Source organism: Escherichia sp. E2562 (genome assembly GCF_005781075.1).
In the GTDB taxonomy this organism is placed as follows: domain Bacteria; phylum Pseudomonadota; class Gammaproteobacteria; order Enterobacterales; family Enterobacteriaceae; genus Escherichia.
In genome coordinates this window covers 283,038-306,200 of the sequence record NZ_VATM01000002.1, presented here as the reverse complement: position 1 = coordinate 306,200, position 23,163 = coordinate 283,038, and the positions used below count along the sequence as shown (strand labels likewise).

At 51.0% G+C, this 23,163-nt stretch carries 20 protein-coding genes; 14 read left to right on the top strand and 6 right to left on the bottom strand.

The annotated features are described in order from the left end of the window. Positions 1-78: 78 nt before the first annotated feature. The 8 genes from FEK43_RS03280 (at position 79) to sapF (ending at position 7,593) form a co-directional block, all read left to right on the top strand. The gene (locus FEK43_RS03280) at positions 79-243 is read left to right on the top strand and encodes a hypothetical protein (RefSeq protein ID WP_130208911.1); all 165 of its coding nucleotides are present in this window, start codon (positions 79-81) and stop codon (positions 241-243) included. Further along, a complete protein-coding gene (gene puuP / locus FEK43_RS03275) occupies positions 233-1,618 on the top strand; it encodes a putrescine/proton symporter PuuP (protein ID WP_130208807.1) in 1,386 nt (461 codons plus the stop codon). The genes FEK43_RS03280 and puuP overlap by 11 nt, the downstream gene beginning before the upstream one ends. A gap of 134 nt (positions 1,619-1,752) precedes the next feature. After that, complete coding sequence (locus FEK43_RS03270) at positions 1,753-1,998, top strand: YmjA family protein (protein ID WP_130208809.1); 246 nt, start codon at positions 1,753-1,755, stop codon at positions 1,996-1,998. A 312-nt stretch (positions 1,999-2,310) separates the two neighbouring features. Beyond that, a complete protein-coding gene (gene sapA, locus FEK43_RS03265; RefSeq protein WP_130208811.1) occupies positions 2,311-3,954 on the top strand; it encodes an ABC transporter substrate-binding protein SapA in 1,644 nt (547 codons plus the stop codon). Next, positions 3,951-4,916: a putrescine export ABC transporter permease SapB gene (gene sapB, locus FEK43_RS03260; protein ID WP_064527260.1), complete on the top strand. Its 966-nt coding sequence runs from the start codon at positions 3,951-3,953 to the stop codon at positions 4,914-4,916. Before sapA ends, sapB begins: the two co-directional genes overlap by 4 nt. After that, a complete protein-coding gene (sapC, locus tag FEK43_RS03255; RefSeq protein WP_130208813.1) occupies positions 4,903-5,793 on the top strand; it encodes a peptide ABC transporter permease SapC in 891 nt (296 codons plus the stop codon). The genes sapB and sapC overlap by 14 nt, the downstream gene beginning before the upstream one ends. Then, on the top strand, positions 5,793-6,785 hold the full coding sequence (gene sapD, locus FEK43_RS03250) for a peptide ABC transporter ATP-binding protein SapD (protein WP_001128856.1): 993 nt from the start codon (positions 5,793-5,795) through the stop codon (positions 6,783-6,785). Before sapC ends, sapD begins: the two co-directional genes overlap by 1 nt. A 1-nt stretch (position 6,786) precedes the next feature. After that, positions 6,787-7,593 carry a peptide ABC transporter ATP-binding protein SapF gene (gene sapF / locus FEK43_RS03245; protein WP_000573415.1) on the top strand — a complete coding sequence of 269 codons (807 nt, stop codon included), beginning with the start codon at positions 6,787-6,789 and terminating at the stop codon, positions 7,591-7,593. A 52-nt stretch (positions 7,594-7,645) separates the two neighbouring features. Here sapF and FEK43_RS03240 read toward each other — a convergent pair whose 3' ends face one another. The 5 genes from FEK43_RS03240 to FEK43_RS03220 form a co-directional block, all read right to left on the bottom strand. Further along, positions 7,646-8,809 carry a multidrug effflux MFS transporter gene (locus tag FEK43_RS03240; protein WP_135406494.1) on the bottom strand — a complete coding sequence of 388 codons (1,164 nt, stop codon included), beginning with the start codon at positions 8,807-8,809 and terminating at the stop codon, positions 7,646-7,648. 8 nt (positions 8,810-8,817) lie between these two features. Then, a complete protein-coding gene (locus tag FEK43_RS03235; RefSeq protein ID WP_135406492.1) occupies positions 8,818-10,191 on the bottom strand; it encodes a TolC family protein in 1,374 nt (457 codons plus the stop codon). Between the two features lie 3 nt (positions 10,192-10,194). Next, positions 10,195-13,302 (bottom strand): efflux RND transporter permease subunit, encoded by a 3,108-nt coding sequence (locus tag FEK43_RS03230; protein WP_167850470.1) that lies wholly within the window; start codon positions 13,300-13,302, stop codon positions 10,195-10,197. Continuing rightward, the gene (locus tag FEK43_RS03225; RefSeq protein ID WP_135406490.1) at positions 13,302-14,423 is read right to left on the bottom strand and encodes an efflux RND transporter periplasmic adaptor subunit; all 1,122 of its coding nucleotides are present in this window, start codon (positions 14,421-14,423) and stop codon (positions 13,302-13,304) included. The genes FEK43_RS03230 and FEK43_RS03225 overlap by 1 nt, the downstream gene beginning before the upstream one ends. 151 nt (positions 14,424-14,574) lie before the next feature. After that, complete coding sequence (locus FEK43_RS03220; RefSeq protein WP_130208821.1) at positions 14,575-15,138, bottom strand: TetR/AcrR family transcriptional regulator; 564 nt, start codon at positions 15,136-15,138, stop codon at positions 14,575-14,577. Between the two features lie 514 nt (positions 15,139-15,652). Here FEK43_RS03220 and fabI point away from each other — a divergent pair. The 3 genes from fabI to FEK43_RS03200 all read left to right on the top strand — a co-directional run bounded on the left by fabI (position 15,653) and on the right by FEK43_RS03200 (position 19,714). Further along, positions 15,653-16,441, top strand: coding sequence for an enoyl-ACP reductase FabI (gene fabI / locus FEK43_RS03210; RefSeq protein WP_000506490.1), 789 nt, complete (start codon positions 15,653-15,655; stop codon positions 16,439-16,441). Between the two features lie 143 nt (positions 16,442-16,584). Beyond that, positions 16,585-17,712, top strand: coding sequence for a CMD domain-containing protein (locus tag FEK43_RS03205; protein WP_135406487.1), 1,128 nt, complete (start codon positions 16,585-16,587; stop codon positions 17,710-17,712). A 67-nt stretch (positions 17,713-17,779) separates the two neighbouring features. After that, on the top strand, positions 17,780-19,714 hold the full coding sequence (locus FEK43_RS03200) for an exoribonuclease II (protein ID WP_135406485.1): 1,935 nt from the start codon (positions 17,780-17,782) through the stop codon (positions 19,712-19,714). A 63-nt stretch (positions 19,715-19,777) separates the two neighbouring features. On the opposite strand, the gene FEK43_RS03195 is transcribed toward FEK43_RS03200, so the two are convergent. Continuing rightward, positions 19,778-19,900, bottom strand: a complete 123-nt coding sequence (locus tag FEK43_RS03195) for a hypothetical protein (protein WP_130208829.1) — start codon at positions 19,898-19,900, stop codon at positions 19,778-19,780. A gap of 53 nt (positions 19,901-19,953) precedes the next feature. Here FEK43_RS03195 and pdeR point away from each other — a divergent pair, with 53 nt between their 5' ends. The 3 genes from pdeR (at position 19,954) to FEK43_RS03180 (ending at position 23,104) form a co-directional block, all read left to right on the top strand. Continuing rightward, a complete protein-coding gene (gene pdeR / locus FEK43_RS03190) occupies positions 19,954-21,939 on the top strand; it encodes a cyclic di-GMP phosphodiesterase (protein WP_138158425.1) in 1,986 nt (661 codons plus the stop codon). A gap of 148 nt (positions 21,940-22,087) precedes the next feature. Next, positions 22,088-22,261: a protein YciZ gene (gene yciZ / locus FEK43_RS03185; RefSeq protein ID WP_130208833.1), complete on the top strand. Its 174-nt coding sequence runs from the start codon at positions 22,088-22,090 to the stop codon at positions 22,259-22,261. A gap of 93 nt (positions 22,262-22,354) precedes the next feature. Then, complete coding sequence (locus FEK43_RS03180) at positions 22,355-23,104, top strand: DNA-binding transcriptional regulator YciT (RefSeq protein ID WP_130208835.1); 750 nt, start codon at positions 22,355-22,357, stop codon at positions 23,102-23,104. Positions 23,105-23,163: the final 59 nt, after the last annotated feature.

Sequence of the window (23,163 nt, the reverse complement as noted above, 5' to 3'; positions counted from 1 at the left end):
TCCCGGATGTCGCGTTATGGAGCGCAGGCGGCAACGGGCTTCCGTTAACGATTAAGACTGTGACGAGGAAATGAGATGATGCCGATGATTAAATCCCCGCATGGCGAGGGAGGCTGCGTGTGCGCCCTCCCTGCGACTGACTGGACTCCGCCCCCTTTGCTTCCCTTGCTAAACAGGTTTGATTTCAGGTCGACACGACCGCAAACCTTATTACGCAGGGGAGGCAACAATTATGGCTATTAATTCACCACTGAATATTGCTGCGCAACCCGGCAAAACCCGTCTGCGAAAATCACTGAAGTTGTGGCAGGTGGTGATGATGGGTCTGGCCTATCTCACGCCAATGACCGTGTTCGATACGTTTGGCATCGTTTCCGGTATTAGCAACGGTCACGTTCCGGCATCTTATTTGCTGGCGCTGGCAGGCGTGCTGTTTACCGCTATCAGCTACGGCAAACTGGTTCGCCAGTTCCCGGAGGCAGGTTCGGCCTATACCTACGCGCAAAAGTCGATTAACCCGCACGTCGGTTTTATGGTCGGCTGGTCATCGCTGCTGGATTATCTCTTTTTGCCGATGATCAACGTCTTGTTGGCGAAGATCTATCTCTCCGCCCTCTTCCCGGAAGTGCCACCGTGGGTGTGGGTGGTGACGTTCGTCGCCATCTTAACTGCCGCGAACCTGAAGAGCGTCAACCTGGTGGCTAACTTCAATACCCTGTTTGTGCTGGTGCAAATCTCCATCATGGTGGTGTTTATCTTCCTGGTGGTTCAGGGACTGCATAAAGGAGAAGGCGTTGGCACCGTCTGGTCACTTCAGCCGTTTATCAGCGAGAACGCGCACTTGATCCCGATTATTACCGGGGCGACGATTGTCTGTTTCTCGTTCCTCGGTTTCGATGCGGTGACCACGCTTTCGGAAGAGACGCCGGACGCCGCACGCGTGATCCCGAAAGCCATCTTCCTGACGGCGGTCTACGGCGGCGTTATCTTTATTGCGGCGTCGTTCTTTATGCAGCTGTTCTTCCCGGATATCAGCCGCTTTAAAGACCCGGACGCCGCGCTGCCGGAAATTGCACTGTACGTCGGCGGCAAGCTGTTCCAGTCGATTTTCCTCTGCACCACGTTTGTGAACACGTTAGCGTCTGGCCTGGCTTCACATGCCAGCGTGTCGCGTCTGCTGTATGTGATGGGGCGTGACAATGTGTTTCCGGAGCGCGTGTTTGGCTATGTGCATCCGAAATGGCGGACTCCGGCGCTGAACGTCATTATGGTCGGGATTGTCGCGATGTCGGCGCTGTTCTTCGATTTAGTTACCGCCACAGCGTTAATTAACTTCGGCGCGTTGGTAGCGTTTACCTTCGTTAACCTGTCGGTGTTCAACCACTTCTGGCGGCGCAAAGGAATGAATAAAAGCTGGAAGGAACACTTCCACTATTTATTAATGCCGCTGGTTGGCGCGCTGACGGTGGGCGTGCTGTGGATTAACCTCGAAGCCACCTCGCTGACGCTGGGTCTGGTATGGGCTTCGTTAGGCGGCGCATATTTGTGGTATCTGATCCGCCGCTATCGCAAAGTGCCGTTGTATGATGGTGACAGAACGCCGGTGAGCGAAACGTAATATCCAGGATGCACGGCGCATTATCCTGCCTGAGGGTAATGCGCCGCGCCATTAACTATAAAAAGATGTATGACCCGGATCACGAGTGCTATCATCCGCCCTTATGCTTAGCGCATTAACTCCAGGGGCAAACAATGAACCACGATATCCCATTAAAATATTTCGATATTGCCGATGAATACGCAACTGAATGCGCAGAACCTGTCGCAGACGCAGAACGCACACCGCTGGCCCATTACTTCCAGTTACTACTCACCCGTTTGATGAACAATGAAGAGATCAGCGAAGAAGCCCAGCATGACATGGCCGCTGAGGCGGGGATTAATCCCGCGCGCATTGATGAAATCGCAGAGTTTTTGAATCAATGGGGTAATGAATAATTATTTAATTGCAGACGCTCGGTCAGTATCGTTGCCCGGATAAATCGTTCACGCCGCATCCGGCTATAAATGACACGCACCGCAGCCTGCTTTAATGGGTTTCTCACGATCGTACCGCTCTGCTCTTCGCTAAGTTGTTCTGTGAGTTATAGTTATAGAGAAATCACGGGTACGAATGTTGAACAGATGGCGACGCCACCTGTTCAACGACCAACCACACGGCCCTCATTACGACCCCTGAACACAAACGGTAATGGCAAATGTCATTAAATATTAGTAAGATAGCCTCTTTACATAAAATCCCTTAATATTATGCGCCAGGTATTATCGTCTCTTTTGGTGATTGCTGGACTTGTGAGTGGTCAGGCAATAGCCGCGCCTGAATCCCCCCCGCATGCTGATATCCGCGACAGCGGTTTTGTCTATTGCGTCAGCGGGCAAGTCAACACCTTTAACCCATCCAAAGCGAGCAGTGGGTTAATTGTCGATACCCTTGCCGCCCAGTTTTATGATCGACTGCTGGATGTCGATCCGTATACCTATCGCCTGATGCCAGAACTTGCCGAAAGCTGGGAAGTGCTCGACAACGGCGCAACCTATCGCTTCCACCTGCGTCGCGATGTCCCGTTTCAAAAAACCGCCTGGTTTACTCCCACTCGCAAAATGAATGCCGATGATGTGGTGTTTACCTTCCAACGGATTTTTGACCGCAATAATCCGTGGCATAACGTCAACGGCAGTAACTTCCCCTATTTCGACAGTCTGCAATTTGCCGATAACGTTAAAAGTGTCCGCAAGCTGGATAATCACACCGTTGAGTTCCGTCTCGCCCAGCCGGATGCATCCTTCTTATGGCACCTGGCGACCCACTATGCGTCGGTAATGTCTGCCGAATACGCCCAGAAATTAGAGAAAGAAGATCGCCAGGAACAACTCGACCGTCAACCGGTCGGCACCGGACCGTATCAATTGTCGGAATACCGCGCCGGGCAATATATTCGCTTACAACGTCACGATGAGTTCTGGCGTGGCAAACCGTTGATGCCGCAGGTGGTGGTGGATTTAGGCTCCGGCGGTACCGGACGATTGTCGAAACTCCTGACCGGTGAATGTGACGTTCTGGCCTGGCCTGCCGCCAGCCAGTTATCCATTTTGCGCGACGACCCGCGTTTGCGTTTAACGCTGCGCCCGGGGATGAACGTCGCCTATCTGGCGTTTAACACCGCCAAACCGCCGCTAAATAATCCGGCTGTCCGCCATGCGCTGGCGTTGGCTATCAATAACCAGCGCCTGATGCAATCCATCTATTATGGTACGGCTGAAACTGCGGCCTCTATTTTACCGCGCGCCTCGTGGGCTTATGACAACGAGGCTAAAATTACTGAATACAACCCAGCGAAATCGCGCGAACAACTGAAAGCGTTGGGGCTAGAAAACTTAACGCTGAAACTGTGGGTACCGACACGATCGCAGGCATGGAACCCCAGTCCGCTGAAAACTGCCGAACTGATTCAGGCGGATATGGCGCAGGTTGGCGTGAAAGTGGTGATTGTGCCGGTAGAAGGTCGTTTTCAGGAGGCGCGGTTGATGGATATGAGCCATGATCTGACGTTATCTGGTTGGGCGACGGACAGTAACGACCCGGACAGTTTCTTCCGTCCGTTACTGAGCTGCGCGGCTATTCACTCGCAAACCAACCTTGCCCACTGGTGCGATCCGAAATTCGACAGCGTGTTGCGTAATGCCCTCTCCTCGCAACAACTGGCGGCGCGTATTGAAGCCTATGATGAAGCGCAAAGCATTCTGGCGCAGGAACTGCCCATTCTGCCGCTGGCCTCATCACTGCGCTTGCAGGCCTACCGTTACGATATTAAAGGTCTGGTACTGAGCCCGTTCGGTAACGCCTCCTTCGCGGGGGTGTATCGCGAGAAGCAAGAAGAGGTGAAAAAACCATGATTATCTTCACCTTACGTCGTATTTTGTTATTAATCGTCACCTTATTCCTGCTGACCTTTGTTGGCTTCAGTTTGAGCTATTTCACGCCACACGCGCCGTTACAAGGCGCTTCACTGTGGAATGCCTGGGTGTTCTGGTTTAATGGACTGATCCACTGGGATTTTGGTGTTTCCAGCATTAACGGCCAGCCTATTGCCGAACAGTTAAAAGAAGTCTTTCCGGCAACGATGGAGTTGTGCATCCTCGCCTTCGGTTTTGCGCTGATTGTCGGGATCCCGGTGGGCATGATTGCCGGGATTACACGCCATAAGTGGCAGGATAACTTGATCAACGCCATCGCCTTGCTGGGCTTTTCCATCCCGGTGTTCTGGCTGGCGCTTCTGTTGACGCTGTTTTGTTCACTCACGCTAGGTTGGCTGCCCGTTTCAGGGCGTTTCGATCTGCTCTATGAAGTGAAACCGATTACCGGCTTTGCGTTAATTGATGCCTGGCTTTCGGACTCACCGTGGCGGGACGAAATGATCATGAGCGCACTTCGCCATATGGTATTGCCCGTGATAACCCTGTCAGTTGCGCCAACAACTGAAGTGATCCGATTGATGCGTATCAGCACCATCGAAGTCTATGACCAAAACTATGTGAAAGCGGCGGCGACTCGCGGTTTGTCGCGCTTTACTATTTTGCGTCGCCACGTGCTGCATAACGCGTTACCTCCGGTTATTCCTCGCCTGGGCTTGCAGTTTTCCACCATGCTGACGCTGGCGATGATCACCGAAATGGTTTTTAGCTGGCCGGGTTTAGGGCGCTGGTTAATTAACGCCATCCGCCAGCAGGATTACGCAGCCATTTCCGCCGGAGTGATGGTGTGCGGTTCATTGGTTATTATTATTAACGTGATATCTGATATTTTGGGTGCCATGGCTAACCCTCTGAAACATAAGGAATGGTATGCCTTACGATAGCGTATACAGCGAGAAGCGCCCGCCGGGCACGCTGCGTACTGCCTGGCGCAAATTCTATGGAGACGCCGCTGCGATGGTCGGCCTGTACGGCTGCGCGGGGCTGGCGGTGCTGTGTATTTTTGGTAGCTGGTTTGCGCCTTACGGCATCGACCAGCAATTTCTTGGTTATCAATTGTTGCCGCCGTCATGGTCACGCTATGGCGAAGTCTCGTTCTTCCTTGGGACCGACGACCTGGGACGCGACGTTTTAAGCCGTTTATTGAGTGGCGCAGCACCTACCGTGGGGGGCGCATTTGTGGTGACGCTCGCCGCGACGATTTGTGGTCTGGTACTTGGCACCTTCGCCGGTGCAACGCACGGTCTGCGGTCAGCGGTGCTAAACCATATTCTGGATACTTTGCTGGCGATTCCGTCCCTGCTGTTGGCGATTATCGTAGTAGCATTTGCCGGACCGAGTTTATCGCACGCCATGTTTGCCGTCTGGTTGGCACTGCTGCCGCGTATGGTACGTTCGATTTACAGCATGGTTCATGACGAACTGGAAAAAGAGTACGTTATCGCCGCCCGTCTGGATGGCGCAACGACGCTGAATATTCTCTGGTTTGCGGTGATGCCTAACATCACCGCCGGACTGGTCACCGAGATCACTCGCGCATTGTCGATGGCAATTCTCGATATCGCCGCGCTGGGCTTTCTTGACCTCGGCGCACAACTGCCCTCGCCTGAATGGGGCGCGATGCTTGGTGACGCGCTGGAACTGATTTATGTCGCCCCGTGGACCGTAATGCTGCCAGGTGCGGCAATTATGATTAGCGTGTTGTTGGTTAACCTCCTTGGCGATGGCGTTCGTCGTGCGATTATTGCGGGGGTGGAATAATGCCATTATTGGATATTCGTAACCTGACTATTGAATTTAAAACCGGTGATGAATGGGTTAAAGCCGTCGACCGCGTGAGTATGACCTTAACCGAAGGTGAAATTCGCGGTCTTGTTGGCGAATCCGGCTCCGGCAAAAGTTTGATTGCGAAAGCGATTTGTGGGGTGAATAAAGATAACTGGCGTGTTACCGCTGACCGAATGCGTTTTGATGATATCGATTTGCTGCGTCTCTCCGCACGCGAACGGCGCAAACTGGTTGGACACAACGTGTCGATGATTTTCCAGGAACCGCAATCGTGTCTTGATCCATCGGAACGTGTGGGTCGCCAGTTGATGCAAAACATCCCGGCCTGGACCTATAAAGGCCGTTGGTGGCAGCGTTTTGGCTGGCGCAAACGCCGCGCCATTGAGTTGCTACACCGCGTGGGGATTAAAGATCATAAAGATGCGATGCGCAGTTTCCCTTACGAGTTGACCGAAGGTGAATGCCAGAAAGTGATGATAGCCATTGCACTGGCGAATCAACCGCGTCTACTGATTGCCGACGAACCGACCAACTCGATGGAGCCAACAACGCAGGCGCAAATTTTCCGCCTGTTGACACGTCTCAACCAAAACAGCAACACCACTATTTTGCTTATCAGCCATGACTTACAAATGCTTAGCCAATGGGCGGATAAAATCAACGTGCTTTATTGTGGCCAGACAGTGGAATCCGCGCCAAGTAAGGAGCTGGTGACAATGCCGCATCATCCTTACACCCAGGCGCTGATACGCGCGATACCGGACTTTGGCAGTGCGATGCCGCATAAAAGCCGCCTCAATACCCTGCCGGGCGCAATCCCGCTGCTGGAACAATTACCGATTGGTTGTCGTCTGGGGCCGCGTTGCCCTTACGCACAACGAGAATGTATTGTAACGCCGCGTCTGACGGGAGCGAAAAATCATCTCTATGCCTGTCATTTCCCGCTGAACATGGAGAAAGAGTGAGATGATAGAAACTCTGCTCGAAGTGCGTAATTTAAGCAAAACGTTCCGCTACAGGACCGGCTGGTTTCGCCGTCAGACAGTCGAAGCGGTAAAACCATTGAGCTTTACGCTGCGTGAACGCCAGACACTGGCGATTATTGGTGAGAACGGTTCCGGTAAATCGACGCTGGCAAAGATGCTGGCAGGAATGATTGAGCCAACCAGCGGCGAGTTATTGATTGACGATCATCCTCTGCATTTTGGCGATTATTCCTTCCGAAGCCAGCGTATTCGCATGATATTTCAGGATCCGTCGACTTCATTGAATCCACGTCAACGTATTTCGCAGATCCTTGATTTTCCACTGCGTTTGAACACGGACCTGGAACCGGAACAGCGCCGCAAACAGATTATTGAAACAATGCGTATGGTCGGGCTGCTGCCGGATCACGTCAGTTACTATCCGCATATGTTGGCCCCCGGGCAAAAACAGCGTCTTGGTCTGGCGCGCGCGCTGATATTGCGCCCAAAAGTGATTATTGCCGATGAAGCCCTCGCCTCGCTGGATATGTCGATGCGTTCGCAGCTAATTAACCTGATGCTGGAGTTACAAGAGAAACAGGGTATTTCTTATATTTATGTTACCCAGCATATCGGGATGATGAAGCACATCAGCGACCAGGTGCTGGTCATGCATCAGGGAGAAGTTGTCGAACGCGGTAGCACTGCGGATGTGTTGGCATCGCCGCTGCACGAACTCACCAAACGGCTAATTTCCGGCCACTTTGGCGAAGCATTGACGGCGGATGCGTGGCGTAAAGATCGTTAGTATTCGGTACCTCATTCTGACAGGGTAAATCCCCGTCAGAATGAGGTATTCATTACTTTTGATTGTCGATTCTGGTGAGAGCAACCAGCAATGCCAGCGTATAACACACCATAATTGCCAGGCTCATTTTTAACAGCGTTTCCCCACCAAGCCCCGACAATGGCGCGGCTATACCGCCGAAGACAAACATGCTCATCCCCATCAACGCAGACGCCGTTCCAGATTCCTGCGTCCCTACTGCACTCATAGCCTCTGCCCCGCCAACAGTGCCGATGCCGCTACAAAATGCGATGGTGAAAAATAATGCCACCAGTGCCGGAATGGGCAATTGTATCCATGCGCATAAGACCGTGAGCAATGCACACAAAATTGCCGCTATCAGGCCACCTCTCAGCAATATAATCGCGTTAACTCGTCGCGCCAGGCGCGAGAAGATCCATGAAGCGATGATAAGTCCGATGCCGTTAAGGCCAAACACCAGGCTAAATTGCATTGGACTAAAGCCAAATTCCTTCTGCAACACGAACGACGAAGAGCCGATGTACGCAAACAAGCCTGCTAGCATAAAACTTTGAATCAGGCAAAGGCGCGTAAAACGGCGGTTCTGCACCACGCTTCGTCCGGTTAATAGCAATGAAGAGCCCCTTTTATTTTCTGGCAATGTCTCATTGATAAATAACAGGCAGCCCAGCAACAGTACGGTGCTAATTTCAGCCATCACCCAGAATAAAGTGCGCCAGTCAAACGTGCTGACAATATAACCGCCCAGCACTGGCGACAACACCGGAGCCAGGCCATTCACCGTCATTAACAGCGCAAAGAACTGGGTCAGCGTTACTCCCTGATATTTGTCACGAGCAATAGAACGAGAGAGCACCGAACCACCTGCCCCCGCGATCCCTTGAATAAAACGCCAGACCACCAGCCAGTAAATATTGTTCGTTGTCGCGCACAAAATGGAAGAAACAATAAACAATAGCAACGACAAGATTAACGGACGTTTACGCCCTATTTTGTCGCTCAGAGGGCCAAATAACAGTTGTCCGACGCCAAGACCGATCAGTGATGCGGTCAGCGTTAATTGCGTTATGGTCGAGGTTGCCGCCAGTTGCTCTGACATCTCCGGCAAAGCCGGCAAATAAAGATCGGTACACATCGGGCCGATACCGGCTAAAAGACCAAGAATCAATGCCCATGAAAGAGAGACTCTAGCCATACTATTCCTTACTTGAGTGATGACATGCCGCCGCCCAGCGACTGCCAGAGCGTGATTCGGTTCGTAAAATCAGTCAGTTGCAATGCCAGCAGCTCCTGCTGTGCGCTCCACAAACTGCGCTGTGCCGTCAACACGGTCAGGTAATCACCAACACCCGCCTGATAACGACGCAGGCCAACATCGACCGTTTGTTGTTCAGCTTTAACATACTGGCGCTGTGCATCCAGTTGCTCTTCAAGCGTGGTCCGCCGCGCCAGTGCGTTAGCGACATCTTTAAACGCGCTCTGAACGGTTTTCTCATAGGTGGCAATGAGCCCGCGCTTTTGTGCTTCTGCGTAACGAAGCTGCGCCAGATTACTACCGCCGGTGAACAGCGGTAATGTGACCGATGGCGCAAATGACCAGATCTGCATTCCGTGGCTGAACAGCGATGACAATGCGTCACTGCCAACACCAGCGCTGGCAGTCAGCGAAATCGTCGGGAAAAAGTTAGCCCGCGCGGCGCCAATATCGGCATTGGCGCTCTTCAGATTATGTTCCGCTTCCTGGATATCCGGGCGACGCAGCAGAACGTCAGATGACACTCCCGCAGGAACCAGGCTTATCATCTGTTCCGGCAGGCTTTCCAGTGTTCCCGGTAGCAGATTTTCCGCAAGCGTTGTACCTGCCAGTAAGTTCAGAGCATTTTTATCCTGCATCACTTGTGTCTGATAGCTGGCAACGCTGGCGCGCGCTTGCTGATAAACACTCATCGCCTCACTGACATCTGTCGCTGCCGCCGTGCCAACCTGTTGCTGGCGCTGGATAATTTTCAATGAGTTTTCTGCACTGGCCATCGTTTCTTTTGCCAGGGCCAGATTGCTGTTATCAGCCGCCAGGGTCAGCCAGGCGGTGCTGATTTCAGCAATCAGCGTTAAACGGGTGTTCTGGGCTGTAAATTCACTGGCAAGCCAGGTTTCCCGCGCCGCCCGAGATAAACTCTGATTACGACCAAACAGATCTAACGTAAAACTGGACACCGTGCCATCAGCCTCGGCAGTGGTTCCCGTACCATTCGTCAGCGAACGACTGCGGGTCGAACTTAAGGCCGCATTCACCGTCGGGAATAACGACGCATTAGTTTGCCCATAGAGCGCCCGTGCGGAGTCAATATCAGCTATCGCTTTTTGCACATCGCGGTTACTGTTCAGAGCAATGGTCACCACCTGCTGCAATCGGGGATCGTGGATCACCTGCTGCCAGTCATGGCTGATTGCCTTTCCCTGGCCCTGTGCTCCCGGCAAGGTCGCCGGGATTGGGGATTCAGGCGTGCTGTAGTGAGGATCGAGCGAGACACATCCCGCACTCAACAGCACCAGAAAAATAAGAGAACGACGCAACATAACTTACTCCTGACGGCGCGGTTTACCGGCAAACAAACGTTTCACCAGTACAAAAAACAGAGGAACAAAGAAAATAGCCAGCAACGTAGCGGTCAGCGTACCGCCAATAATGCCCGTACCAATGGCGATACGGCTGTTCGCACCTGCGCCGGTCGCCATCGCCAGCGGCATTACCCCCGCAATAAACGCCAGCGAGGTCATGATGATTGGGCGTAAACGAGTCTGCGCCGCGCGTAATGCCGCCCGACTCAGGGAATGGCCCTCAGCAACTGCCGCTTCAGCAAATTCAACAATCAGAATGGCGTTTTTCGACGACAAGCCGATAGTGGTTAATAGCGCCACCTGGAAGTAAACATCGTTGTTTAAATCACGCATCCAGGCCGCCAGCGCCGCGCCAAGAAGCCCCAGTGGGATCACCAGAATGACCGAGAACGGAACTGACCAGCTTTCGTACAGGGCTGCAAGACAGAGGAAAACCACCAGAATAGAGACTGCGTACAGACTTAATGCCTGACCACTGGCCAGTTTCTCCTGCAATGACAAACCACTCCAGGCCCAGGTCGTTCCCGCAGGAAGACTGTTTGCCAGTTCCTCCATTTTTGTCATTGCATCGCCGGAACTAAAGCCAGTCGCGTTTTCCCCCTGAATTTCATAAGCCGCAGAACCGTTGTAGCGAACCAGTTTTTCCGGGCCATAGATCCAACGGGTAGTGGCAAAAGCAGAGAACGGCGTCATGGCGTTATCGCTACCGCGCACAAACCATTTCCCTAAATCTGACGGCGCGGAACGAAATTCACTGTCGCCCTGAATGTAGACTTTCTTCACACGACCACGGTCAATAAAGTCATTCACATAAGTACCGCCCCACGCGCTGGCCAGCGTGTTGGTGACATCGCTTAAGCTCAACCCCAGCGATACGGCTTTATTGTTATCGATATCTACCTGCAATTGCGGCATTTGCGGCAGGTCATTGGCGCGCACAGAAATCAATTCAGGGCTTTGATTAGCCTGTTCAATCAACTGATTACGCATTTTAAGTAAGGTTTCACGGTCAGTCGCACCACTTGCCATTAATTCAAACGTAAAGCCATTGCTTTGCCCCAGTCCGTCAACGGCTGGCGGCGTCATGGCAAATACCGTGGCATCACGAATTGTGCCCAACTCTTTGGTTGCCCGTAAGGCGATAGCCTGGGCGGTATTTTCTGCCCCTTTACGTTGTGACCAGTTTTTCAACGAGACAAACGCCATCCCGGTATTCTGTCCGCTGCCGCTAAAACTGAAACCATCAACGGTAAAGATGACATCGGTATTTGCTTTTTCGTTTACCAGGAACCAGTCAACAATCTGGCGATTCACTTCTGCTGTACGAGCTGCGGTCGCCCCAGCTGGCAGCGTGTACTGCACCATGATTTCGCCCTGGTCTTCAGTGGGTAAGAAACTGCCCGGCAGTTTCCACATCATCAGGGCCATTCCGCCACCCAGCACGGCATAAACACCCATCGTTCGGGCAGCACGGCGCAGGACATAAATTACGCCTCGCTGATATTTATCTTCAGTACGGCGGTAAAAGCGGTTAAATGCGCCGAAAAAGCCTTTTTTATGCGGTGGAACATGCTGAAGGACGGAACCGCACAGCGCGGGAGTCAAGGTCAATGCCACCACCACGGAAAGCAGCATTGCGGAGATAATGGTTATCGAAAACTGACGATAAATTACTCCCGTAGATCCCCCAAAGAAGGCCATCGGCAGGAATACGGCTGACAACACCAGCGCAATAGCAATCAGTGCGCCAGAAATCTCGCCCATTGATTTTTCCGTGGCTTCACGCGCGGGCAACCCTTCGTCACGCATAATGCGTTCGACGTTCTCCACCACCACAATGGCATCGTCCACCAGCAAGCCGATCGCCAGCACCATTGCAAACAACGTCAGGGTATTAATCGAATAACCAAACAACGCAAGAACGCCGAATGTGCCCAGCAAAACAACGGGGACAGCTAACGCCGGGATCAGCGTAGCGCGCAGGTTTTGCAGGAATAAATACATCACGCAAACCACCAGTACGATGGCTTCAAACAGCGTCTGAATTACGTCCTCTACGGAGATTTTAATAAATTCAGTGCTGTCTTTCGGGTATGCGATGTCGTATCCCTGCGGCATATTGCGCTGGAATTCGGCAATCTTATCCTTGACCAGCGTCGCCGTATTCAGCGCATTCGCACCGGGCGAAAGCATTACAGCAACCCCGGCAGACGGGTGACCGTTAAGTTTGCCAATCGCGGTATAATCTTCACTGCCCATCTCAACGCGAGCCACATCTTTTATGCGAACAACTGCACCGTCTGACTGGCTTTTCACGATAATATTTTTGAACTGTTCCACCGTCTGCAAACGAGACTGCGCCCGTACTGTCGCCGTCAGTTGCTGAGTATTCGGCGAGGGCAAAGCCCCTATTTTACCGGCAGTAACCTGCACGTTTTGCGCTTCGATAGCACTCTGCACGTCTGAAGGCATCAGCGAGTAAGACGCCAGTTTGGCCGGGTCAAGCCAAATGCGCATAGCATATTCTGCGCCAAAGACTTGCAGACTCCCCACACCTTCAACGCGCGCCAGCGGGTCCTGAACGTTACTGACCAACCAGTCGGCGATATCCGAACTGGAGGCTTTGTCAGTGGTGTCATACACGGCAGCAATCAGCAAAAAGTTGCTTTGTGATTTTTCCACTGTGACGCCCGTTTGCTGCACTTCACTCGGTAAGCGTGACTCAGCCTGCTGAATTTTATTCTGCACCTGAACCTGTGCAGTGTCGGGATCGGTACCTTGTTCAAAGGTCACATTAATACTGACCGAACCATCAGAGCTGCTGGTTGAGCTAAAATAGAGCAAATTATCCAGCCCGGTGAGTTGCTGTTCGATAACCTGGGTCACGCTGTTCTCCAGCGTTTCGGCTGAAGCACCGGTATAAGTGGCTGAAATTTTTATGGTCGGCGGCGCAACGTCAGGATATTGCGCGACGGGTAATGTGCGAATGGCCAGAATACCCGCCAACATAATCAAAATGGCGATAACCCAGGCAAAGACCGGACGGCGAACAAAAAAGCGCGAAAACATCAGGCGTTGCCTCCATTAGCCTGAACTTCAACAGCCTTGACGGTCTGCCCTGAAGTTACTTTGGCGGAACCTTCAACAATCAGTCGGTCGCCGTTTTGCAGGCCGTTCAGCACCAGCCATTTATCACCATACGTTTCTCCCGTTTCGAGCGTTCGCTGCTCTACTTTATTGTCCTTATTCACCACCAGCGCAGTTGCATTGCCTTTAGCATCGCGCGTGACACCCTGTTGAGGCGCGAGAATAGCGTCTTCCATCACGCCTTCATCGACACGAGCGCGAACAAACATGCCTGGTAATAACTGTTGTTGTGGATTGGGGAAAATCGCCCGTAATGTCACCGAGCCGGTAGACTCATCCACAGCGACTTCGGTGAGTTCCAGACGTCCTTTTTCGTTGTAGGTTGTGCCATCTTCCAGAATAAGTGAGACGCTCATGGTGTCACTGTTGGTCGCTAGTGACTGTTTGCGCAGACGCAATAAATCGACACTGGAGCGAGTGAGGTCGACATACATTGTATCCAGACCACGAATAGTCGTTAACGCCGTATCCTGCGACGCGGTCACCAGTGCGCCAGGGGTCACCGACGAAATGCCAATACGCCCCGAAATCGGCGCGGTTACCGTGGTCCAGTCAAGATTAATGCGCGCGGTTTCCAGTGCGGCTTTTTTCGCTTCAACACTGGCTTTATCTTGTGCGCAGGTAGACTGAGCATCATCAGCATCCTGTTGTGAGACACCGTTATCTTTCACCAGTCGGGCATAACGCTGCGCTTTCTGGCAATCGGCTTTTACCAGTGCCTGTGCCTGTTGTAATGCTGCCCGGGCTTCATTCCATGCCGCCCGATAACTGGCCGCATCAATTTGGTACAATGGTTGTCCGGCCTTAACCAAATCGCCTTCAGTAAATAGGCGTTTCTGGATAATTCCCCCAACCTGCGGACGTACTTCAGCACTGAGTGCCGCACTGGTGCGCCCGGTTAATTCACTGACTACCGAAACCGGTTGAGATTTGAGCGTAACAACGCCCACTTCTGTTTCCGACGGGGATGAATTGTTATTTTGCGTATTATCACAACCAGATAAGAGTAGCATTGCCACTACAGACGTTGCTATATACTTCATTATTTTCTCCAGGGTGAACAATACCCTCCCCATTAAAATTAATGAGGATATGTCAGGGATATTCAGATATAACGAACCCGCATCGCGAAATGAATTTCGCAATGAAATAAGGGGGATTAATATCCCCCACTATCGGTTAATTCTTTTCTTATTAATTTATCAACATACTAACAATGTCCTGATATATTTTTTGCAGACGTTGGGGATCGCTTTTTTGCGGTGTTAAGCGACGATAAACCGTACCTTCCATCATGGTGGCAAGCACTTCAACGCAGCAACGAATGTGCTCATCGCTAAGATGGGGATGCATTCTTTTCATATGTGCACAACCGTTAGCGAACATTCTGGCGTCAGCTTCCTCGAGCATCGCCATCACCCGTGGGTTGCGTGTGGCTTCTGCAGCCACTTCCAGCATCAACGCGTCGTCGTCCTCATTTAAGGATTTCCGCAAAGCAAGAACTTCCGGGAAGTGATCGGTACGCGCGTCAATGTCCATCTGGGCAATACGAAAGTCGATGATACGGCGAACCATCTCTTCAATAATGGCGTCTTTATTGGCGAAGTAACGATATATCTGACCCACGCTAAGCTGAGCTTCGCTGGCAATTTGCGACATACTGGCGGCGTGAAAACCGCAACGACGAAAACACCGACGGGCGGCGTTGATGATTTCATCCTGACGCTGTTTGTGACGTATCTCCAGCTTGCTGGTCATTTCTGTCTCCTGTCCTTTCACTTAGTGAGAACGATCATTCTCATTTTTGCCAATTATACATTTCTCCAAAGTGAGGGAAAGTATTTTTATCTTATTCATGGTGTATATTCTGATAATGAAGAGATTGTGGAGATTCTGTGAAGATAGTTGACAATATTAAATTGGGGGCTATTTGTCAGAGATAAGACCGCGACTTGTTGTCGCCAGATTATTAATCGTCGATGACACAACAAACGCCGGACCTGATAAATCCGCGTCTGTTTTATCATCAAACTTACCGGAAGTAATACGAATAGTTTTAAAGCCAGACGCTATAAGATATTTCCACAACCTGCCCCTTGCAGGCGTCGCAAAATGCTCTGGACTGCTGATTCTCTCCGGTACAGAAAGCGCAACTATAGCCACCCACAGCCAGGTTGATTATAATAACCGTTTATCTGTTCGTACTGTTTACTAAAACGACGAATCGCCTGATTTTCAGGCACAACAAGCATCAACAATAAGGATTAAAGCTATGGGTTTTCTTTCCGGTAAGCGCATTCTGGTAACCGGTGTTGCCAGCAAACTGTCCATCGCCTACGGTATCGCTCAGGCGATGCACCGCGAAGGAGCTGAACTGGCATTCACCTACCAGAACGACAAACTGAAAGGCCGCGTAGAAGAATTTGCCGCTCAATTAGGTTCTGACATCGTTCTGCAGTGCGATGTTGCCGAAGATGCCAGCATCGACACCATGTTCGCTGAGCTGGGTAAAGTTTGGCCGAAATTTGACGGTTTCGTACACTCTATTGGTTTTGCACCTGGCGATCAGCTGGATGGCGACTATGTTAACGCCGTAACTCGTGAAGGCTTCAAAATTGCCCACGACATTAGCTCCTACAGCTTCGTTGCAATGGCAAAAGCTTGCCGCTCCATGCTGAATCCGGGCTCTGCTCTGCTGACCCTTTCCTACCTGGGCGCTGAGCGCGCTATCCCTAACTACAACGTTATGGGTCTGGCAAAAGCGTCTCTGGAAGCTAACGTGCGCTATATGGCCAACGCAATGGGGCCGGAAGGTGTGCGTGTTAACGCCATTTCCGCAGGTCCGATCCGTACGCTGGCCGCTTCCGGCATCAAAGACTTCCGTAAAATGCTGGCGCACTGCGAAGCCGTTACGCCGATTCGTCGTACCGTTACCATCGAAGATGTGGGTAACTCCGCAGCGTTCCTGTGCTCCGATCTCTCTGCCGGTATCTCCGGTGAAGTGGTCCACGTTGACGGCGGTTTCAGCATCGCTGCAATGAACGAACTGGAACTGAAATAATCGTTCTGTTGGTCAAGATGGGCGGCGTTCTGCCGCCCGTTTTCTCTGTTATACCTTTCTGATATTTGTTATCGCCGATCCGTCTTTCTCCCCTTCCCGCCTTGCGTCAGGATAACGATTTCCGTTATGACCAAGGAGCGCCCATGGAACAACGCCACAGTTCAGGCAAAAGCCATTGGTATCATGAAATCCAATCCAGCACTTCAGAGCATAACGTTCTGCCACTTGTACCCGAAGCCGCAAAGGTCAACGACCCTTTTTTGCTCGACGTGATGCTTGAGGAACAAACGCTGGCCCCTTTTCAGTCATGGCTGGCACCCGCACGTGCACTCGCTGGAGCATTGTTCCCGGATCAGCTAACCGTGACCCGCTTGCAGACATTCACCGCTTATGAACGCCTGTCGACTGCCCTGACTGTTGCTCAGGTCTGCGGCGTCCAGCGGTTGTGCAACTACTATTCCGCGCGCCTGACACCACTTCCCGGACCGGATTCCTCCAGGGAAAGTAATCATCGGCTGGCGCAAATCACACAATATGCCCGCCAACTGGCCTTCTCTCCATCTATTATCGACGGTCGATCCCGTGAGCATCTTAAAGATGTCGGCCTTACCGCCTGGGACTGTGTGTTCATTACCCAAATTATTGGCTTTGTCGGTTTTCAGGCGCGAGTGATTGCCTCATTGCAGGCTTATCTTGAGCAACCAGTTCGTTGGCTACCCGGTCTGGAGATGCAAAACTACGCCGATGCATCACTGTTTGCGAATGAATCAACTCGCTGGCGTACCTGCTACGCCGTAGAAAAATCATGTGAAGATGCGGTGAATAGTTCGTCGGTTGAACTCAGCCAACTGACCGAAATACTCAATCTTCACCCAGCTCTACTTTCACGCCTTGAGGAGCTATTCGCCAGCACATTGGTTAGCGCCAAAACCAACCATCAACTTGCGACGTTGTTAACCGCGCGGATTAATGGCAGCGCCGCTTGCTTCGCTAGCCAAACATATTCAACAACAGAATATAAAGAGGCAATCCTCATTCTACGTCAGGGCGAAAATGAAATTAATCGGTGGGCTGATAGCCATTGTGTTGAGCGCGCTACCGTTCAGGCGATACAATGGCTGACCCGAGCACCCGATCGCTTTAGCGCCGCCCAGTTCAGCCCATTACTCGAACACGAAATATCATCAACACAGGTTATTAATTTGTTGGTATGGAGCGGGCTTTGTGGCTGGATCAATCGCTTAAAAATCGCGTTGGGTGAAACATATTAACCTTGCTGCGTCAGACAGAATCGCGTAAAACTGTCAGCCGCTCTAATGGCCACCAAAATAGACAATTATGTTTCAGGACAACCCGCTGCTAGCGCAGCTTAAACAGCAACTGCATTCCCAGACGCCCCGCGCTGAAGGGGTGGTAAAAGCCACTGAAAAAGGCTTTGGCTTCCTGGAAGTCGATGCACAAAAAAGTTATTTCATTCCGCCGCCGCAAATGAAAAAAGTTATGCATGGCGACAGAATTATCGCAGTCATCCACAGCGAAAAAGATCGTGAATCTGCCGAACCAGAAGAACTGGTTGAACCTTTTCTAACCCGCTTCGTGGGTAAAGTTCAGGGCAAGAATGACCGTCTGGCCATTGTCCCTGATCATCCATTATTGAAAGATGCCATTCCTTGCCGCGCAGCCCGTGGCCTGACACATGAATTTAAAGAAGGCGACTGGGCAGTTGCCGAAATGCGCCGTCATCCATTGAAAGGCGATCGTTCTTTCTATGCAGAACTCACGCAGTACATCACTTTTGGCGACGATCACTTCGTGCCGTGGTGGGTAACTCTGGCACGTCATAACCTGGAAAAAGAAGCGCCGAACGGCGTTGCTACTGAAATGCTCGACGAAGGTCTGGTGCGCGAAGATCTGACTGCACTGGATTTTGTCACCATCGATAGCGCCAGCACGGAAGATATGGATGACGCCCTCTTCGCGAAGGCGCTCCCGGATGACAAACTGCAACTGATCGTGGCGATTGCCGATCCAACCGCGTGGATTGCAGAAGGTAGCAAGCTGGACAAAGCGGCAAAAATTCGTGCATTCACCAACTATCTGCCAGGTTTCAACATCCCAATGCTGCCGCGTGAGCTTTCCGACGATCTCTGCTCCCTACGCGCCAATGAAATTCGCCCGGTACTGGCTTGTCGGATGACGCTCTCCGCAGATGGCACCATTGAAGACAATATCGAGTTCTTTGCCGCGACTATCGAGTCCAAAGCGAAACTGGTTTATGACCAGGTTTCCGACTGGCTGGAAAACACCGGCGACTGGCAGCCAGAATATGAGGCCATTGCCGAACAAATTCGCCTTCTGGCGCAAATTTGCCAGCGTCGCGGCGAGTGGCGCCATAACCATGCACTGGTGTTTAAAGATCGCCCGGATTACCGTTTTATTCTCGGTGAAAAAGGTGAAGTGCTGGATATCGTCGCCGAGCCTCGTCGTATTGCCAACCGTATCGTCGAAGAAGCGATGATTGCTGCTAACATTTGTGCTGCCCGCGTACTGCGCGATAAGCTCGGTTTTGGTATCTATAACGTGCATATGGGCTTTGATCCGGCAAATGCTGAAGCGCTGGCAGCATTGCTAAAAACGCACGGTCTGCATGTCGATGCTGAAGAAGTGCTCACGCTGGATGGTTTCTGCAAGCTGCGTCGCGAACTGGATGCGCAACCGACCGGTTTCCTCGACAGCCGTATTCGTCGTTTCCAGTCCTTTGCCGAAATCAGCACTGAGCCAGGCCCTCACTTTGGCCTCGGTCTGGAAGCGTATGCCACCTGGACCTCACCAATCCGTAAGTATGGCGATATGATCAACCATCGTCTGCTGAAAGCGGTCATCAAAGGCGAAACGGCGACGCGTCCGCAGGATGAGATCACCGTTCAAATGGCCGAGCGTCGTCGTCTCAACCGGATGGCGGAACGTGATGTCGGTGATTGGTTATACGCCCGTTTCCTGAAAGACAAAGCCGGGACCGACACCCGTTTTGCGGCGGAAATTGTCGATATCAGCCGTGGCGGCATGCGTGTGCGTCTGGTTGATAATGGCGCTATCGCTTTTATTCCTGCGCCATTCTTACACGCCGTACGCGACGAACTGGTTTGCAGTCAGGAAAATGGCACCGTGCAAATTAAAGGTGAAACGGTTTACAAGGTAACCGATGTTATCGACGTCACTATTGCCGAAGTTCGTATGGAAACTCGCAGCATTATTGCTCGTCCGGTAGCGTAATATTCTTTTGCGGCCCATTCATTACGGATGGGCCGTTTACCTTACTCGTCTCCGCATTCGTTTTTATCCCCCCAGATTTTTTTCACAGACTTTCGTTTGTAAACTGGCGTTTTTCCAAAACTGGATTACAAATAAATATATAAATAAAACAATACGTTTAGCCGTCGCTAATTTTATGTAATTCATGTTGGACCTTTCTTTTAATCGCGAACTCTGCTGTTAACCGGAAGACACGCTTCATGAAAACAGTTAGGGAGTCCACAACGTTGTACAACTTTCTCGGATCGCACAATCCATACTGGCGTTTATCGGAAAGCAGCGATGTTTTGCGCTTTTCCACCACCGAAACCACAGAACCTGAACGTACTTTGCAGTTATCTGCCGAACAGGCTGCTCGCATCAGGGAAATGACGGTCATCACTTCCAGCTTGATGATGAGTCTGACCGTCAATGAGAGCGATCTTTCTGTGCATCTGGTTGGACGAAAAATCAATAAGCGCGAATGGGGCGGCAACGCGTCTGCATGGCATGACACACTTGCAGTAGCCCGCGATTTATCGCATGGACTCTCTTTTGCTGAACAGGTAGTGTCTGAAGCTCATTCCGCGATAGTCATTCTTGACAGCCGGGGAAATATCCAACGGTTTAACCGATTATGTGAAGAATACACAGGTTTCAAAGAGCACGATGTCATTGGGCAGAGCGTATTTAAGCTGTTTATGAGTCGTCGTGAAGCTGCGGCATCCAGCCGCAATAACCGCGGCTTTTTTCGCAGTGGTAATGCTTATGAAATTGAGCTCTGGATACCAACGCGCAACGGTCAACGGCTATTTCTGTTTCGCAACAAATTTGTGCACAGCGGTAGCGGCAAAAATGAGATCTATTTAATCTGTTCCGGCACCGATATTACCGAAGAGCGTCGCGCCCAGGAACGACTTCGCATACTGGCAAATACCGACAGCATCACTGGACTACCGAATCGTAATGCCATGCAGGCGTTAATCGATCATGCCATTGATCAAGCTAACGACTGTAAGGTTGGTGTTGTATATCTTGATTTAGACAATTTTAAAAAGGTAAACGACGCTTACGGGCATTTATTTGGCGACCAGTTATTACGTGAGGTGTCACTGGCCCTTTTAAGCTGCCTTGAACAGGATCAGGTGCTGGCGCGTCCTGGCGGGGATGAGTTTCTGGTACTGGCACCCAATACATCACAAAGCGCACTGGAAGCGATGGCATCGCGTATTTTAACCCGGCTTCGCCAACCCTTCCGCATTGGTTTAATTGAAGTCTATACTGGCTGTTCCGTCGGTATTTCACTTTCGCCACAACATGGTATGGACAGCGCAGCCATTATTCGCCATGCCGACACCGCAATGTACACCGCAAAAGAAGGTGGGCGCGGACAGTTCTGTGTTTTTTCGCCAGAAATGAACCAACGTGTTTTCGAATATCTTTGGCTTGATACCAACCTGCGTAAAGCGCTGGAAAACGATCAGTTAGTTATTCATTATCAACCGAAAATCACCTGGCGCGGTGAAGTTCGAAGCCTGGAAGCGTTGGTGCGCTGGCAGTCGCCTGAACGCGGACTCATTCCCCCGTTAGACTTTATTTCCTATGCAGAAGAGTCTGGGCTAATTGTTCCATTAGGACGTTGGGTGATTCTCGATGTGGTGCGTCAGGTGGCGAAATGGCGTGATAAAGGCATTAATCTGCGGGTAGCGGTGAACATCTCTGCTCGCCAGTTTGCCGATCAAACTCTTTTTACCGATCTGAAGCAGGTTCTTCAAGAACTGAATTTTGAATACTGCCCTATTGATATCGAGTTAACTGAAAGCTGTCTGATAGAAAATGATGAACTCGCCCTCTCCGTCATTCAGCAATTTAGTCAGTTAGGCGCGCAAGTGCATTTGGATGATTTTGGCACCGGCTACTCTTCGCTTTCGCAACTGGCCCGTTTTCCCATCGATGCCATTAAACTTGACCAGGCTTTTGTCCGTAATATTCACAAACAACCTGTCTCGCAGTCATTAGTGCGTGCGATTGTCGCCGTCGCCCAGGCATTGAATCTGCAAGTCATCGCCGAAGGCGTGGAAAGCAAAAAAGAAGATGCCTTTTTAACCAAAAACGGCATCAATGAGAGGCAAGGATTTTTGTTTGCCAAACCAATGCCTGCCGTGGCCTTTGAACGTTGGTTTAAACGTTACCTGAAACGCTTATAAAGAGACGAATGTATATAATTAGCGATATATAATCTTATCACACATCATTTTCTTGAATGAAAATTGGCCTTTGCCACTATACGCTTCTCTTTTAGTGGCAATTTTTGCATTATTCATTTTTGCCTTTATTTGCCATAAGGATACCCTCATGTCTGAATTTGATGCCCAGCGCGTTGCCGAACGTATTGATATTGTGTTAGATATCCTTGTGGCGGGCGATCACCACTCTGCGATCCATAATCTCGAGATACTAAAAGCAGAACTCTTGCGCCAGGTTGCTGCATCTACGCCAGACATCCCGAAGGCACCGTGGGAGATTTAACAGTCGTGCTTTCAGGCTTTCCATTTAGCAGAAAAGGATGCCAGGCGCGTCAGCTTTTTTATTGAATATTATAACGTTATAAGAATTACAGCGATGAATTCCCGACAACAAACAATTCTACAGATGGTCATTGACCAGGGGCAGGTTAGCGTAACCGAACTGGCAAAAGCCACTGGTGTTTCTGAAGTTACTATTCGCCAGGATCTCAACACCCTCGAAAAACTGAGTTATCTGCGCCGCGCGCATGGTTTTGCAGTTTCGCTTGATAGCGATGATGTTGAAACCAGGATGATGAGTAATTATACGCTGAAGCGTGAACTTGCCGAGTTTGCGGCTGCTCTGGTTCAGTCAGGTGAAACTATCTTTATTGAAAATGGCAGCAGCAATGCCCTTCTGGCTCGCACGTTAGGCGAACAGAAGAAAGATGTTACCATCATTACGGTTAGCAGCTACATTGCGCATTTGTTGAAAGACGCCCCCTGTGAAGTCATTTTACTTGGTGGCGTGTACCAGAAAAAAAGCGAAAGCATGGTTGGCCCTCTGACACGTCAGTGTATCCAGCAGGTTCATTTCAGTAAGGCATTTATTGGTATTGATGGCTGGCAACCTGAAACTGGATTTACTGGACGCGACATGATGCGTACCGACGTAGTCAATGCAGTGTTGGAAAAAGAGTGCGAAGCAATAGTTCTGACGGACAGCTCAAAATTTGGTGCCGTACATTCTTACTCCATCGGCCCTGTTGAGAAAATCAAACGGGTCATTACCGACTCGAAGATACCTGCCAGCCACCTGTTGCATCTTGAGCATAATAGACTGACAGTTCACGTCGTCGACAATTAATTTCCCCTCCTCTACGGATGATTTGCACTTTCGCAAATCATCCGCTCTAAGATGATTCC